Genomic DNA, 14102 nt, shown 5'->3' with positions numbered 1-14102 from the left:
TTTTCAACGAGAATTGTATTGAAGCCTTAGGCTTAGCGGATTTTTAAGCCGCCGGGCGTAGGGTTACGGATGTGAGTTCAGTGGTTGAGAGTTTGTGAGTACGCCATGACAGAACCCCATCGCCCGAGGGTAAAATACGTCATCGGGCCGGACGGCAGTCCGTTGACGATCGCGGACCTGCCTGCACCCGGCACCAAACGCTGGGTCATCCGCCGCAAGGCCGAAGTTGTCGCCGCCGTCCGTGGTGGACTTCTCTCGCTCGAGGAGGCCTGCAGCCGTTATACCCTGACGGTCGACGAATTCCTATCCTGGCAGTTTTCCATCGACCAGCATGGTCTGGCGGGTCTTCGAACCACCCGTATCCAGCAATATCGCCAGTAAGGCGATCCGGAAAACTGCGGCTTTTGACGAAAATCGGCCTCGCCTCGCGGGGCCGATTTTTTTCATATTTGGTCTTTGGCGCTACTTTTGTCCGACCTCTTAACCTTCGTTAACCATATCGAAACCATCCCCTAGGCAATAATTGCCCAGTCGGCCTTTCCGGTGAAAGCGGCCGAATCTGTTGGGGCGGTTGCTTGCAAGGTCTTGCGGACTTTTTGAAGAGTATCGGAGCCGCCCGGTTCGCGGCGATGATCGCGGTCACCGCCGCGCTCATCGGCTTTTTCGCGTTCGTCATCATGCGCGTCACCACGCCGCAGATGACCACGCTGTTCACCGACCTCAGCGTCGAGGATTCCTCCGGCATCATCAAGGACCTGGAGCGCCAGGGCATCCAGTACGAGATCCGCAACGAGGGCTCCATCATCATGGTGCCCAAGGACAAGGTCACGCGGCTGCGGATGAAGCTCGCCGAGGGCGGCCTGCCCAAGGGCGGCGGCGTCGGCTACGAGGTGTTCGACAAGTCGGACGCGCTCGGCACCACCTCTTTCGTTCAGAACATCAATCACTTGCGTGCGCTGGAAGGTGAGCTCGCCCGCACCATTCGCGCCATCGACCGCATCCAGGCCGCCCGCGTCCATCTGGTGCTGCCCGAGCGTCCGCTGTTCGCCCGCGAGGCGCCGGAGCCGTCGGCCTCGATCGTGGTGCGGGTCCGCGGCTCGCTGGAAGCCCAGCAGATCCGCGCCATCCGCCACCTCGTCGCCTCCGCCGTCAACGGCCTCAAGCCGCAGCGGGTCTCGATCGTCGACGAGGCCGGCCAGCTGCTGGCCGACGGCGCGGCAGCCGATCCGGAGCAGGCGGTCGGCGACGAGCGCCGCATCTCCTTCGAGAAGCGGATGCGCAAGCAGGTCGAGGAGATCGTCTCCTCGGTGGTCGGCTCGGGCCGCGCCCGCGTGCAGCTCTCCGCCGATTTCGACTTCAACAAGGTCACCCAGACCTCGGACAAGTACGATCCCGAGGGCCGCGTGCTGCGCTCGAGCCAGACCCGAGAAGAGCAGAGCATGACCGCCGACAACAACGGCCAGGTCACCGTCAACAACGAGCTGCCCGGCAACCAGCAGAACAACGGCGTCGCGGCCAAGGACCAGAGCAAGAAGACCGAAGAGACCAACAATTACGAGATCTCCCGCACCACCAAGACCGAGGTGACCGAGGCCGGCCGGGTCAACCGCATCTCGGTCGCGGTGCTGGTCGACGGCATCTATTCCAAGAACGACAAGGGCGAGCTGGCCTATCAGGACCGCACCAAGGAGCAGCTCGACCGCATCGCCGCGCTGGTGCGCTCGGCCATCGGCTTCGACCAGAAGCGCGGCGACCAGGTCGAGGTCGTCAATCTGCGCTTTGCCGACGCACCCTCCACCGCTCCGATCGGCGAGCCCGGCGGCCTGCTCGGCATGCTGCAGTTCACCAAGGACGACGTCATGTACTTCGTCGAGCTCGGCGTGATGATGCTGCTCGGCCTGATCGTGCTGTTCCTGGTGATCCGCCCGCTGGTCAAGCGCATCCTCGCCTCCGACGAAATGGCCGCCGCCATCTCCGGCGTCCTCGCCGGCCCCGCCGCCTCGGAAGAGGCCGCGCCCGCCTCGGGCCAGGCCCTCCTGCCGAGCGGCGCCGCCAGCGCGATCGACGTCGCCACCATCCAGGGCCAGGTCCACGCCCAGTCCGTTCATCGCGTCGGCGAGCTCGCCGAACGCAACCCCAACGAAACCGTCGCCATCGTCCGCCAATGGCTGAGCGAATCCGCAAAGTAATACGAGAAGTGAACTGACATGGCCGCCGCATTGCAAAACGCCAACAGCAACGACATCACCAGCGTGATCTCCACGCTCGGTCAGCGTGCCAACACAAGGGCAAAGGACGGCAAGCCGGCCGAACAATTGTCCGGACCGAAGCGCGCCGCGATCCTGATGCTCGCGCTCGGCGAGCAATATGGCGGCAAGATCTGGGGCCTGCTCGACGACGACGAAGTGCGCCAGCTCTCGCTGGAAATGTCGACGCTCGGCACCGTCGAGGTCGACACCGTAGAGGACATGCTGCTCGAATTCGTCTCGCGCATGTCGGCCTCCGGCGCGCTGATGGGCAATTTCGACGCCACCGAACGCCTGCTCCAGCAATATCTGCCGCCGGAGCGGGTCAACGGCATCATGGACGAGATCCGCGGCCCTGCCGGCCGCAACATGTGGGAGAAGCTCTCCAACGTGCAGGAAGAGGTCCTCGCGAACTACCTCAAGAACGAATATCCGCAAACCATCGCGGTGGTGCTGTCGAAGCTGAAGCCGGAACACGCCGCGCGCGTGCTCGGCATCTTCCCCGAGGATCTCGCGCTCGACGTCGTCAACCGCATGCTGAAGATGGAAGCGGTTCAGAAGGAGGTGATCGAGAGCGTGGAGAAGACGCTGCGCACCGAATTCATGTCCAATCTGTCCCAGACCCGCCGCCGCGACGCGCACGAGGTGATGGCTGAAATCTTCAACAATTTCGACCGCCAGACCGAAACCCGCTTCATCACCTCGCTGGAGGAGGACAACCGGGAATCGGCCGAGCGCATCAAGGCGCTGATGTTCACCTTCGACGACCTCGTCAAGCTGGATTCCGGATCGGCCCAGACCCTGATGCGCAACGTCGACAAGGACAAGCTAGGCGTCGCGCTCAAGAGCGCCAACGAGGACGTCCGCAACTTCTTCTTCGGCAACATGTCCTCGCGCGCGGCCAAGATGCTCCAGGACGACATGGCGGCGATGGGCCCGGTCCGCCTGCGCGACGTCGACGAGGCCCAGGCGCTTCTGGTCAACCTCGCCAAGGACCTCGCCGCCAAGGGCGAGATCATGCTGACCAAGAACCGCGCCGACGACGAACTGGTGTATTGATGGCCGCTCCGGCGAAATTCCTGTTCGATACCGACTTCGCGGCGCCCGAGCGGGCGACGCGCGAGAAGGCCGCGACCGCCGCCGAGATCGCCCAGAAGGTCGCGGAAGCCGAAGCGCGCGCCTATCAGGAAGGCTTTGCCGCCGGCCAGCACGAAGCCAAGGCCGAGAGCGACCGCCGCGTCGCGCTTGCCATGGAAGAGATCAATATCGCCGTCCGCGGCATCGCGGCCGGCATCGGCAACATCGAAACCAAGATGGAAACCGAGGCGGTCGACGTCGCGGTGGCGGTCGCGCGCAAGCTGTGCGCCGATCTCGTTGCCGCCGAGCCGCTCGGCGAGATCGTCGCGCTGGTCAAGGACTGCTTCTCGCATCTGGTCGCGACGCCGCATCTCGTCGTCCGCATCAACGATGCGCTCTACGACGCCGCCCGCGAGAAGATCGAGCGGCTCGCCAAGCAGAGCGGCTTCGAGGGCCGGCTGGTGATCCTGGCCGAGCCGGAGATTGCCACCGGCGACTGCCGGATCGAATGGGCCGATGGCGGCGTCGTGCTGGAGCGCGGCGCCATCGCGGCCAAGATCGACGAAATGGTCGGACGCTACATCGCGTCCCGCAGGGGGAGTTAACCCATGAGCGACACCGACGGACAGGTCCCGCTGCCCGATCTCAACGGCCCGATGCCGCCTGCCGGCACGGATGTCGGCTACAACGAGGACGAATATGCGGCGCGCGCCGCCGCCGACCTCGAGGCCGTGTTCGACGTTCCCGTGCAGGTCTCGGCCGTGCTCGGCCGTTCCAAGATGGACGTCAGCGAGCTGCTGAAGCTGGGACCCGGCACCGTGCTCGAGCTCGACCGCCGCGTCGGCGAAGCCATCGACATCTACGTCAACAACAAGCTGGTCGCCCGCGGCGAAGTCGTCCTGGTGGAGGACAAGCTCGGCGTGACCATGACCGAAATCATCAAGACCGAACGCACTTGATAACGCGCGAAGGCGCGACCAGACGGACAGGAGACTGACATGCGGCTTCTCATCGTTGGCACATTGAAGGGCCAGCTCACCACCGCCACCAAGATCGCGATGGACAACGGCGCCACAGTGACCCACGCCGAGGATCACGACCAGGCGATGCGCGTGCTGCGCGGCGGCAAGGGCGCCGACCTGCTGCTGGTCGACGTCGCCCTCGACATCCGCGATCTCGTGATGCGGCTGGAGGCCGAGCACATCCACGCCCCGATCGTCGCCTGCGGCATCACCAACGACGCCCGCGCCGCGGTTGCCGCGATCCATGCCGGCGCCAAGGAATACATCCCGCTGCCGCCCGACCCCGAGCTGATCGCCGCGGTGCTGGCCGCCGTCGCCAACGATTCCCGCGAGCTGATCTACCGCGACGAAGCCATGGCCAGGGTGATCAAGCTGGCGCAGCAGATCGCGGGCTCCGACGCCTCGGTGATGATCACCGGCGAGTCCGGCACCGGCAAGGAGGTGTTGGCCCGCTACGTCCACACCCGCTCGGCCCGCGCCAAGCGTCCCTTCATCTCGATCAACTGCGCCGCGATCCCCGAGCATCTCCTGGAATCCGAGCTGTTCGGCCACGAGAAGGGCGCCTTCACCGGCGCGGTCGCGCGCCGCATCGGCAAGTTCGAGGAGGCCACCGGCGGCACGCTGCTGCTCGACGAGATCTCCGAGATGGACGTCCGCCTGCAATCGAAACTGCTGCGCGCGATCCAGGAGCGCGTGATCGACCGCGTCGGCGGCACCAAGCCAGTGCCCGTCGACATCCGCATCATCGCGACTTCGAACCGCAATCTGGCGGAAGCCGTGCGCGAGGGCACGTTCCGCGAGGACCTGCTGTTCCGCCTCAACGTCGTGAACCTGAAGATCCCGCCGCTGCGCGAGCGCCCCGCCGACATCCTGGAGCTCGCCCAGCATTTCGTGAAGAAATACGCCGAGGCCAACGGCGTGCCGCTGCGCCCGATTTCGGCGGAAGCGCGCCGCGTGCTCTCGGCCAACCGCTGGCAGGGCAACGTCCGCGAGCTCGAAAATACCATGCACCGTTCGGTGCTGATGGCGCAGGGCGACGAGATCGGCGCCGACGCCATCATCACGCCCGACGGCGACCGTCTCGACCTCGCCAAGACGCCCCCCGCCGTCGCTCACGCCACCATGGCCGCCGAGCAGGTGACGCGCGCGCTGGTCGGCCGCACCGTGGCCGACGTCGAGCGCGACCTGATCCTGGAGACGCTGAAGCACTGCCTCGGCAACCGGACCCATGCCGCCAACATCCTCGGCATCTCGATCCGCACGCTGCGCAACAAGCTCAATGAATATTCCGACGGCGGCATCCCGATCCCGCCGGCGGGCACGCCCGGCGAATATCCGCGGGTGCCGATGATGGGGGCGTAAACACCTCACGCTGGTTGAGGCAACGAATGCCCGGGCTGGTCCCGGGCATTTCTGTTGTGGAGCAAGCTGCCAACCTCGTCATTGAGAGCGCTCGTCGCATAACGGGATCGCGCCACGCGACTAGGACGCCCGGGAGCAAAGTCCTATAACCCCGCCTGAGAACCACGCGAGGAACCACATGTCTGAAGCTCAAATCACGGATTGGCTGGCATCGCAGCGGCAGGCGATGGTCGATCTGCTCCGCGATGTCGTGAACATCGATTCCGGCTCCTACGACAAGGACGGCGTCGATGCGGTCGGGGCGCGGTTCGAGCGGCATTTTGCCGAGCACGGCATTCCGTGCCGCCGCGAGGCCAACGCCACCTTCGGCGATGCGATCCATGCCGAGGTGGTGAAGCCCGGCAGCAACGAGAAGCCGGTGCTGTTGATGGGACATCGCGACACCGTGTTCGGCAAGGGCGAGGCCGGGCGCCGGCCGTTCACCATCAGGGATGGGCGCGCCTACGGGCCTGGCGTCGCCGACATGAAGTCCGGTCTCGTCATGAACGTGTTCGTCGCAACCGCCTTCCACAAATTCGGCGGCAACCCGCATCCGATCAAGCTGCTGATCACCTCCGACGAGGAGATCGGCTCGCCCTCCTCCCGGCCCGTGATCGAGCGCGAAGGCCGCTCCGCCCGCGCCGTGTTCAATTCCGAGCCGGGCCGCCCCACCGGCAACGTCGTCACCGGGCGCAAGGGCGGCATCTTCATGCATCTGGCCATCACCGGCAAAGCCGCGCATTCCGGCGCCAACTTCGCGGCGGGCGTCAGCGCGATCGGCGAGCTCGCGCACAAGATCGTGCAGATCCACGCGCTGACCGATCTCGACAAGGGCATCACGCTGAATGTCGGCCTCGTCTCGGGCGGGCAGTCCGTCAACACCACGGCGCCCTCCGCCGAGGGCCAGATCGACCTGCGCTATGTAGATCCGGCGGATCGTGCGCGGGTGATGGATGCGATCGAAAAAATCGTCGCGACGTCTTACGTGCCGGGCACCAGCGCAGCGCTGACGATCAAGGGCGAGTTCGTGCCGGTGGTGCAGAGTGCGGAGTCCAAGACGCTGTTCGAAGGCTATCAGGCGGCCGCGCGGCAGGTCGGCCTCACCACCCTGCAGGGCGAGTTCTCCGGCGGCTGCGCGGATTCCGGCTTCACCGCCGCCGTGGGCACGCCGACCATCTGCGGTCTCGGCCCGGTCGGCGGCCTCGCGCATACGCCGGAGGAATATCTCGAGATCGACAGCATCGTGCCGCGCGCGCAGGCCCTGGCGCTGGCGATTTTGCGGGGGTAGCCAAGGCTCCGCCGTCATGCCCGCCCGCGTCTCACGAATAACTCGGCGCATCCGGCTTGCGGAAGATGTGGATGGGGTCGCCGGGGATGATCACGGGCTGGCCAGAGAACATCGCATAGGCATAGAGCGCGAGATAGGCGATCGCGAGCGCGCCGACGGCGTAGAAGGCGAAGGTCGCGATGCGCTTCATCGATCCGCTCCATGGCCATCCCGAACCGGGAGGCTCTGGCCGCTTCTAGAGCGATGAGGCGGAAAAGGCCAGCCTGCGCTTCCTCGGGCAGCGATCAAGCGCCGCGCCGGCCGTGCGCGGGAAGGCTGACTTCGGCGAGCCTTGCGGCGTCTTCGTCCTGGTCGACCGCCACATACTGGCCGTGCCAATAGGCCAGCGCCGCGGTACGCATCGAGCTCTTGATGTCCCTGACACGGCCGATGACGATGCCGTGCGAGTGGCGCTCCATGATCTCCTCGACCTCGCAATCGAAGGCCGACAGCGCGCCGACCAGGAGCGGCACGCCCGAGACCGCCGTCGCCCATTTGGCGCCTTTGAAACGATCGGCGCCCTTCAGCCCGCCCTTGCCGGCAAAGCGCTCGGCGACATCGAGCTGGTCGGCGTTGAGGATGTTCACGCCGAAGGCGCCGTGGCGCCGGATCAAGGGGAAGGACGAGGCATCGCGGTTGATGCTGACCAGCAGCGTCGGCGGCTCGACCGACAGCGAGGTCACCGAGGTCACCGTCATGCCGGTGATGTCCTTGCCCCTGCCGGCGGTGATGACGCTGACGCCGCCGGTGAGATGGCGCATGGCGCCGCGGAAATCGGCGGACGAGACGGGGATTTCAGTCATGAGATCGCGGGGCACTACATTCATGGCATTGCTCCCCGAAGCGGGGTTCCCTCTATTTAGGTACGATCGTCCGCCGATAACAAGTGGCTCGCCGCTAACCGGCTCCGAACCTAGCGCACTTAAAACGATGGTGCGGTCAGCTGCACTTGTCGAGATCTCTCAACGAAGAACAATGCGCATGCTGCCGCGCGCCCGACGACACGATCAATCGTTCAATCGGCGAGGCAAATGCAGGCAAATCTTTCCGCACGCAAATGTGAGGGCCGTTTGGTTGGGGCCGGACACAAAAGGCGAAAAACAACCCCATGCAAAGTAGCCGGCGATAACGGAATCAATCACTTACGCTGCAGGCTAGTCGGCCTCAGGCAATGCGTTTGCTCCGTCGGGCAAAACAGGAGCATGATGGCATGATCGCGGAGTGGCGCCACCGTGGCCTGCAGGTCTAATGCATCCACCGCACCGGCAGATTCTGCAGTCCGCGAAACGCCCAGCCACCGATCCGCACTTCCTCGTCGTCGGCGATCTCCAGCATCTTTGCCCGTCCGAACAAGGTCGGCAGCGCGACGTCGGCGATCATGGCGCGTGAGGCGAAGGCGCCGGCGCAGAAATGCGGGCCGGCGCCGAACGCGACGCTCCTGGTCACGTCGCGGCGCACGTCGAACTGATCGGCGCGGTCGAAATGCTTCTCGTCGCGATTGGCGGAGCCGAACATCAGGAACACGCGCTCGTCGGTTTCGAATGACACATCGCGGATGCTCCACGGCTTTGCGATGCGGCGCGGCGACATGCCGATCGGCGAGATCCAGCGGGCATATTCCTCGAACGCCTGCAGCCAGGAGACTTCACCGCGCCTGACGAGATCGAGCTGCTCGGGATGGGTCAGCAGCGCCCATATCGTGCCAGCGATCGCCTTGCGCGGCTCGTTCTGCCCGCCCGAGATCGCGAGCTTGACGTTGGCGCGCACGCTCTCCATCGGCATGCCCGAGGCGAGGAGAACGCCGAGGATGCTCTGGTCGGGATGCTTGCGCAGCACCGGCAGGATGTCGTCGATCGCAGCGTCGATACCCGACGTCGCGGCATGGCAGCGCGCCTCGACCGCGGGATCGCCGGCATAGTTGGCGATGCCCTCGATCATGCCTTGCGACCAGGCGTCCATGTCCGCAAAGCCGATATTGGTGAGGCCGGTGATCGACTTCAGGCATTCGCCGGAGAACGGCAACGCGAAGTCGCGCATCAAATCGACCCGGCCGGGCGCGATCGACGCGAGGATGCGGTCGGCATGGGCCTGGAACTGCGCGGTCCAATGCGCCTTCACCGTCTTCGGCGACACCGTCGGGAACATCGCGCGGCGCTCGACCTGATGCGCCTCGCCGTCCTTGCGCATCATGTTGTGGCCCATCAGGCGGTTCATCAGGCCGGCGGGCTGGTGCGAGGAGAACACGTCGATCTGCTTCTCGGAGATCGAGATGTCGTCGCGGCAGGTGAGCAGCGTCGAGCCGAGCTGCGGCACGAAGGCAATCGGCGCTTCTTTCCGCATTTTCGCGAGCATGGGATAGGGATCGGCCCAGAATGCGGCGGGATCGATGTCGATGCGCGGCGCGGTGCTCAAGCTTCGCTCCCTTGCTGTAGCCCCTGCCGAGACCTAGCGTATCCAGGCGCCTCCGTCTGTCCCCAGCGATTGGGACAGGCGCGTTGGGTGCAGCTTCTAGGCCGCAACCTGTCCGAATGCGACTTTGGCGATCGCATCGCTCAGCACGTCAGCGCCGGCGCCCGGCCGCGTGCCCTGCTCGGCGAGATGGCGACGGAAGGCCCGGGCGCCGGGCACGGCATGAAATGCGCCGACGAAATGCCGCGTGATCGCGTGCAGCCGCGTGCCGCGTGCGAGCTGCTGCTCGATATAGGGCATCACCGCCTCGAGCGCGGCCTGCATGGAGTCATGCGGGGGCGCTTCGCCAAAAATCTCGGAATCGACCGAGAGCAACCGCCACGGTTCCTGATAGGCGGCGCGGCCGAGCATCACGCCGTCGACATGGTCGAGATGCGCCTTCGCTTCCTCTATCCCGGGGATGCCGCCATTGATGATGATGGGTACGCCGGGCATCGCGCGCTTGAGCCGATAGACGCGGTCGTAATCGAGCGGCGGGATGTCGCGATTTTCCTTCGGCGACAGACCGTTGAGCCAGGCCTTGCGGGCGTGCACGATCAGCGCATCGCAGCCGGCGGCGACCACCGCGCGCGCAAGCGCATCGAGCGCCGCTTCGGGATCCTGGTCGTCGATCCCGATGCGGCATTTCACCGTGACGGGAATCGCAACCGCACCCTTCATCGCCTCGACGCACCTCGCCACCAGCTCCGGCTCAGCCATCAGGCACGCGCCGAAGCGGCCGTCCTTCACGCGGTCCGACGGGCAGCCGACGTTGAGATTGATCTCGTCATAGCCGAACGCCTCGCCAATCCGCGCAGCTTGCGCGAGGTCACGCGGATCCGACCCGCCGAGCTGAAGCGCAACCGGATGCTCGACCGCGTCGAACCCAAGCAGCCGCTCGCGGTCACCGTGAATGATGGCCCCGGTCGTCAGCATCTCCGTATAGAGCAACGCCCGCCGCGTCAGATGGCGGTGGAACACCCGGCAATGCCGGTCAGTCCAGTCCATCATGGGGGCGATAGAAAATCTACGATCCAAGCCGTTCATTTCACTGAGATATTCTGCCTCTGCCGGCGCTCACGTGATGAGACCGATTGAGACATCTGGTTTGACGAGGCTGCCGCAATCCGGCTCTTCTAGAACCATATAGGCATGAATTGGAAGCGGAAATCGCGTCTTCGTGCAGGCCGTTACGCTTGTGCAGCGGGAGCGCACGCGCCACTCGCAGGACGCGCATCGTCGGCCCTCGAGCACGCGCGCTTGGAGATCCGCTTCAATCCCGTCTGTTCGGCCATGTGGACGCCGAATGATGTCCACGGCAATGCGGAGCTGAGCAATTCGCGGCAAAGCGCGGGGGTCGCCCTCGCATGCGCAAGACGTTGCCTGCCTGCGCGCCGACGCGGATGGTCGCCGGCATATTACATTTGTCACGGCGCTAGATCATATGTATATTCGATCAAAAGAGCACGATCCGCCAAAACGATCGTCAGCTAGGGAGTGCGCCAAAAACCTCAGATCCCACGATGGCAATCACCGCCAACCCGCGCGGCGAGAAGCAGCGCGTTTCGAAACGAGCGAGAGACCGCTGCGCGGTCGACGCACGGCGTGACACGCGACCCACAGCAGAGGCGTCATGGTCCGAGTTGTTCAGATTTCCGATACGCATCTCAGCCCGAGCAAGCAGCACTTCGAGGCAAACTGGGCGCCCCTTGCGCGCTGGATCACGCAACAGAAGCCCGATCTCGTCATCCACACCGGCGACGTGACCGTCGATGCGGCGGATCAGGAGACAGACGCGGCATTTTGCGCCGCCCAACTGGCCTCGCTCGGTGTCCCCGTCGTGGCGGTTCCCGGAAATCATGACGTCGGCGAAGTCGGCAATCCACACCAGCCCGTGAACGAGGAGCGGCTCGATCGCTTTCGCCGCCACTTCGGTGACGACCACTGGCTGCGCGATGTGGACGGCTGGCGCCTGATCGGGCTCAATTCGATGATCTTCGGCGGCGGCCCCGAGGAGGCGCGGCAGACCGAATGGCTCGAGGCCGCGATGGCCGATGCCGCGGGGCGTCGCATCGCCTGGTTCACGCATCGGCCGCTGTTCATCGAGTCACCGACCGAGGCCGACACCGGATACTGGTCGGTCAAGCCGGAGCCGCGTCGGGCCCTTCTCGATTTGCTGCAACGCCATCGGGTCGAGATCGTGGCCAGCGGACATCTGCATCGCTGGCACGAAATTCGGCTGAACGGCACGCACTACGTCTGGGGCCCGGCGGCCGGCTTTCTGGTCGGCGAGAAACTGGCGCCGCCGATGGGCGGCGCCGCGCGGCTCGGAGCCGTGATCTACGACATCGACGGCGACAACATCGACGTGAGCATTCGCCCGGTGCCGGGCCTCACCGATTACTGGATCGACGACGTGGTGCACGAGGTGTATCCGCCGCGCGAAGCTGAGGCGTGATCCGCGATGGCCGGCCTCACATTGCGCGGCATCGGGAAGACTTTCGGCGACACGGCGGTCCTCAACGACATCGATCTCGATATTGCGGACGGCGAGTTTCTGACACTGGTCGGTCCCTCCGGATGTGGCAAGTCCACGCTCCTGCGCATCATCGCCGGCTTGGAATCGCAGGATCGCGGTTCGGTGTCGATCGGCGGGACCTCGGTCGACCATTTGCGGCCTCACGAGCGCAGGATCGCCATGGTGTTCCAGAATTACGCGCTCTATCCCCACATGTCGGTGTTCGACAACATCGCGCTGCCGCTCACCATGACGCGCCTGAACCTGTTCGAGCGCTTGCCCTTGATGCGTCATCTGTCGCTGCGCCGCAGGCGCGTGATTGACGAGATCGCGCGTGAGGTGCGGGCCGTCGCGGAGCAGCTTCGCATCGACACCTTCTTTCATCGCCGTCCCGGACAGCTTTCGGGCGGACAACGGCAGCGCGTCGCGCTCGGCCGCGCCATGGTGCGTCATCCGCAAGCTTTCCTGATGGATGAGCCATTGTCGAATCTCGACGCCAAGCTGCGTGTGCACATGCGCGGCGAGCTGACCGAGCTGCACGCGCGTCTCGGCGCCACGATGGTCTACGTGACACACGACCAGATCGAGGCGATGACGATGTCCGATCGGCTGGCCGTGATGGATCACGGCGACATCCTCCAACTCGGCACACCCGCCGAGGTCTATGAACGGCCCGCCACGACCGCGGTCGCGCAGTTCATCGGCAGTCCGGCGATCAATCTGTTTCCGGCCTGCGTGGGCCCCGACGGCCGGGTCGAGCTGCTCGGCCGGACGCTGCCGATCGATATCCGCAACGTGCCGGCTGCGGAACTGACGATCGGCGTGCGTCCGGAAGCGATGCGAATCGGGGGCGGTCCGTGCACCGTTCCGTGCAGGTTCCGGCGCCGAGAAAACCTCGGCTCGGAAAGCATCCTCCACTTCGACCTCGTGACCTCTCCGGAGGTGCCGGTACTCTGCCGGATCGACAATGACATGCCCGTTCCCGAGGGCGAGGTCACGCTCGCCTTCGAGGCGCGGGATTGTCACGTGTTCGACAACAAAGGCCGCCGTATCGAGGTGGAGAGCCGCAATGCGGCCGGCCGCGACGCACGCCGCGCGAGCGAGGCCCGATGAACGCGGTCGCGGCTCAAATCACCCCGCTCACCGCGGCGCCGCCAGCCAGCCGCCAGCGTTGGATCGAACGGTTCGCGGGCCTGGGCTTCGCAGCACCCGCCTTCATCCTGCTGGTCCTGACCAATCTGGCGCCGCTGGCGGCTCTCGGCTTTCTGAGCTTCACCAATTACGAGCTGGGCGCTCTCGACTTCGCGTTCGTGGGCCTCAAGAATTTCAGCACGGCGCTGCAGGATCCCGTGATCCGCCGCTCGGTGACCAATACGCTGCTCTACGTGGCGATCGTCGTGCCCGGCGGCGTCCTGATCTCGCTGCTCGTCGCAATCCTGATCCACCAGCGCAAGCGCACGCGCAGCCTCTATGAGGTCATCTATTTTCTTCCCGTCACCTCGACGCTCATCGCGATGGCCACGATGTGGCAGTTCCTGCTGCACCCGACCCTGGGACTGATCAATCAGACCCTCAAGGGGCTGGGTTTCGCCGAGACGGCATTCCTGAGCGAGCCGCGCCTCGTCATCCCGACGCTCGCCGCGATCGGCATCTGGCAGCTCATCGGCTTCAACATGGTGCTGTTCCTTGCCGGTCTCTCGGCGATCCCTCGCGACCTCTATGAAGCCGTCGATATCGACGGCGCGAGCCATCCCATCGACCGCTTCCTGAAAGTGACCTGGCCGATGCTTGGTCCAACGACGATGTTTGTGACCGTGACGACGTTCATCACGGCGTTCAAGATCTTCGACACGGTTGCGGTGATGACGCGTGGCGGCCCCGGAGGCGCATCGGAAGTGCTGCTCTATGCCATCTATCTGGAGGGGTTTCAGTACTTTCACATGAGCTATGCGGCGACGCTCACGCTGGTCTTCCTCGCGTTCACCCTGGTGTTCTCGGTGCTGCAGACCTTCATCCTCGACCGACGGGTGCACTATTGACGCGCATATCGGCCACGATCGCCC

14 protein-coding genes are annotated in these 14102 nt (G+C 65.1%); 10 read left to right on the top strand and 4 right to left on the bottom strand.

The genetic code is table 11. The features are described from left to right. Nucleotides 1-105 precede the first annotated feature (105 nt). The 7 genes from RPS27_RS00870 to RPS27_RS00840 all read left to right on the top strand — a co-directional run bounded on the left by RPS27_RS00870 (nt 106) and on the right by RPS27_RS00840 (nt 7034). Nucleotides 106-381 (top strand): DUF1153 domain-containing protein, encoded by a 276-nt coding sequence (locus RPS27_RS00870; protein ID WP_002714638.1) that lies wholly within the window; start codon nt 106-108, stop codon nt 379-381. Between the two features lie 194 nt (nt 382-575). Then, on the top strand, nt 576-2189 hold the full coding sequence (fliF, locus tag RPS27_RS00865) for a flagellar basal-body MS-ring/collar protein FliF (RefSeq protein ID WP_211416063.1): 1614 nt from the start codon (nt 576-578) through the stop codon (nt 2187-2189). 18 nt (nt 2190-2207) lie between these two features. Beyond that, nucleotides 2208-3305: a flagellar motor switch protein FliG gene (gene fliG / locus RPS27_RS00860; protein WP_194404217.1), complete on the top strand. Its 1098-nt coding sequence runs from the start codon at nt 2208-2210 to the stop codon at nt 3303-3305. Continuing rightward, nucleotides 3305-3928, top strand: coding sequence for a FliH/SctL family protein (locus RPS27_RS00855; protein ID WP_211416062.1), 624 nt, complete (start codon nt 3305-3307; stop codon nt 3926-3928). Before fliG ends, RPS27_RS00855 begins: the two co-directional genes overlap by 1 nt. 3 nt (nt 3929-3931) lie before the next feature. Beyond that, nucleotides 3932-4282 carry a flagellar motor switch protein FliN gene (gene fliN, locus RPS27_RS00850; protein ID WP_018641467.1) on the top strand — a complete coding sequence of 117 codons (351 nt, stop codon included), beginning with the start codon at nt 3932-3934 and terminating at the stop codon, nt 4280-4282. A 39-nt stretch (nt 4283-4321) separates the two neighbouring features. Then, on the top strand, nt 4322-5707 hold the full coding sequence (locus tag RPS27_RS00845) for a sigma-54 interaction domain-containing protein (protein ID WP_194404219.1): 1386 nt from the start codon (nt 4322-4324) through the stop codon (nt 5705-5707). A 178-nt stretch (nt 5708-5885) separates the two neighbouring features. Next, a complete protein-coding gene (locus RPS27_RS00840; protein WP_211416060.1) occupies nt 5886-7034 on the top strand; it encodes a M20 family metallopeptidase in 1149 nt (382 codons plus the stop codon). Nucleotides 7035-7065: 31 nt separating this feature from the next. On the opposite strand, the gene RPS27_RS00835 is transcribed toward RPS27_RS00840, so the two are convergent. From RPS27_RS00835 to dusA, 4 genes are all read right to left on the bottom strand, one after another. Beyond that, nucleotides 7066-7224: a hypothetical protein gene (locus RPS27_RS00835; protein ID WP_164718287.1), complete on the bottom strand. Its 159-nt coding sequence runs from the start codon at nt 7222-7224 to the stop codon at nt 7066-7068. 94 nt (nt 7225-7318) lie between these two features. After that, the gene (locus tag RPS27_RS00830) at nt 7319-7900 is read right to left on the bottom strand and encodes a flavin reductase family protein (protein ID WP_211416058.1); all 582 of its coding nucleotides are present in this window, start codon (nt 7898-7900) and stop codon (nt 7319-7321) included. A gap of 418 nt (nt 7901-8318) precedes the next feature. Then, entirely contained in the window at nt 8319-9485 is a 1167-nt protein-coding gene (locus RPS27_RS00825) for a cytochrome P450 (protein WP_211416057.1), read from the bottom strand. A 96-nt stretch (nt 9486-9581) separates the two neighbouring features. Continuing rightward, nucleotides 9582-10568, bottom strand: coding sequence for a tRNA dihydrouridine(20/20a) synthase DusA (gene dusA / locus RPS27_RS00820; RefSeq protein WP_212067330.1), 987 nt, complete (start codon nt 10566-10568; stop codon nt 9582-9584). 586 nt (nt 10569-11154) lie between these two features. On the opposite strand from dusA, the gene RPS27_RS00815 reads away from it, so the two are divergent. Genes RPS27_RS00815 through RPS27_RS00805 form a run of 3 tightly spaced genes read left to right on the top strand, consistent with a single transcriptional unit; the run spans nt 11155 to nt 14078 of the window. Beyond that, nucleotides 11155-11979 carry a metallophosphoesterase gene (locus RPS27_RS00815; protein ID WP_212067331.1) on the top strand — a complete coding sequence of 275 codons (825 nt, stop codon included), beginning with the start codon at nt 11155-11157 and terminating at the stop codon, nt 11977-11979. Between the two features lie 6 nt (nt 11980-11985). Beyond that, nucleotides 11986-13152, top strand: coding sequence for an ABC transporter ATP-binding protein (locus RPS27_RS00810; RefSeq protein ID WP_211416054.1), 1167 nt, complete (start codon nt 11986-11988; stop codon nt 13150-13152). Further along, nucleotides 13149-14078 carry a carbohydrate ABC transporter permease gene (locus RPS27_RS00805; protein ID WP_212067332.1) on the top strand — a complete coding sequence of 310 codons (930 nt, stop codon included), beginning with the start codon at nt 13149-13151 and terminating at the stop codon, nt 14076-14078. Before RPS27_RS00810 ends, RPS27_RS00805 begins: the two co-directional genes overlap by 4 nt. The last annotated feature ends 24 nt before the right edge of the window (nt 14079-14102 follow it).

The sequence above is a fragment of the Bradyrhizobium sp. WYCCWR 12699 genome (assembly GCF_032144035.1).
Lineage (GTDB): Bacteria > Pseudomonadota > Alphaproteobacteria > Rhizobiales > Xanthobacteraceae > Bradyrhizobium.
The sequence above is the reverse complement of the archived record's forward strand: the minus strand, read 5'-3'. Positions and strand labels throughout refer to the sequence as shown.

What these genes read in the sequence shown, in the direction of transcription:
- RPS27_RS00870 (WP_002714638.1), top strand. Translation starts at nt 106, where the DNA reads ATGACAGAACCCCATCGCCCGAGGGTAAAATACGTCATCGGGCCGGAC.
- fliG (WP_194404217.1), top strand. Translation starts at nt 2,208, where the DNA reads ATGGCCGCCGCATTGCAAAACGCCAACAGCAACGACATCACCAGCGTG.
- RPS27_RS00855 (WP_211416062.1), top strand. Translation starts at nt 3,305, where the DNA reads ATGGCCGCTCCGGCGAAATTCCTGTTCGATACCGACTTCGCGGCGCCC.
- fliN (WP_018641467.1), top strand. Translation starts at nt 3,932, where the DNA reads ATGAGCGACACCGACGGACAGGTCCCGCTGCCCGATCTCAACGGCCCG.
- RPS27_RS00845 (WP_194404219.1), top strand. Translation starts at nt 4,322, where the DNA reads ATGCGGCTTCTCATCGTTGGCACATTGAAGGGCCAGCTCACCACCGCC.
- RPS27_RS00840 (WP_211416060.1), top strand. Translation starts at nt 5,886, where the DNA reads ATGTCTGAAGCTCAAATCACGGATTGGCTGGCATCGCAGCGGCAGGCG.
- RPS27_RS00835 (WP_164718287.1), bottom strand. Translation starts at nt 7,224, where the DNA reads ATGAAGCGCATCGCGACCTTCGCCTTCTACGCCGTCGGCGCGCTCGCG.
- RPS27_RS00830 (WP_211416058.1), bottom strand. Translation starts at nt 7,900, where the DNA reads ATGAATGTAGTGCCCCGCGATCTCATGACTGAAATCCCCGTCTCGTCC.
- dusA (WP_212067330.1), bottom strand. Translation starts at nt 10,568, where the DNA reads ATGAACGGCTTGGATCGTAGATTTTCTATCGCCCCCATGATGGACTGG.
- RPS27_RS00815 (WP_212067331.1), top strand. Translation starts at nt 11,155, where the DNA reads ATGGTCCGAGTTGTTCAGATTTCCGATACGCATCTCAGCCCGAGCAAG.
- RPS27_RS00810 (WP_211416054.1), top strand. Translation starts at nt 11,986, where the DNA reads ATGGCCGGCCTCACATTGCGCGGCATCGGGAAGACTTTCGGCGACACG.
- RPS27_RS00805 (WP_212067332.1), top strand. Translation starts at nt 13,149, where the DNA reads ATGAACGCGGTCGCGGCTCAAATCACCCCGCTCACCGCGGCGCCGCCA.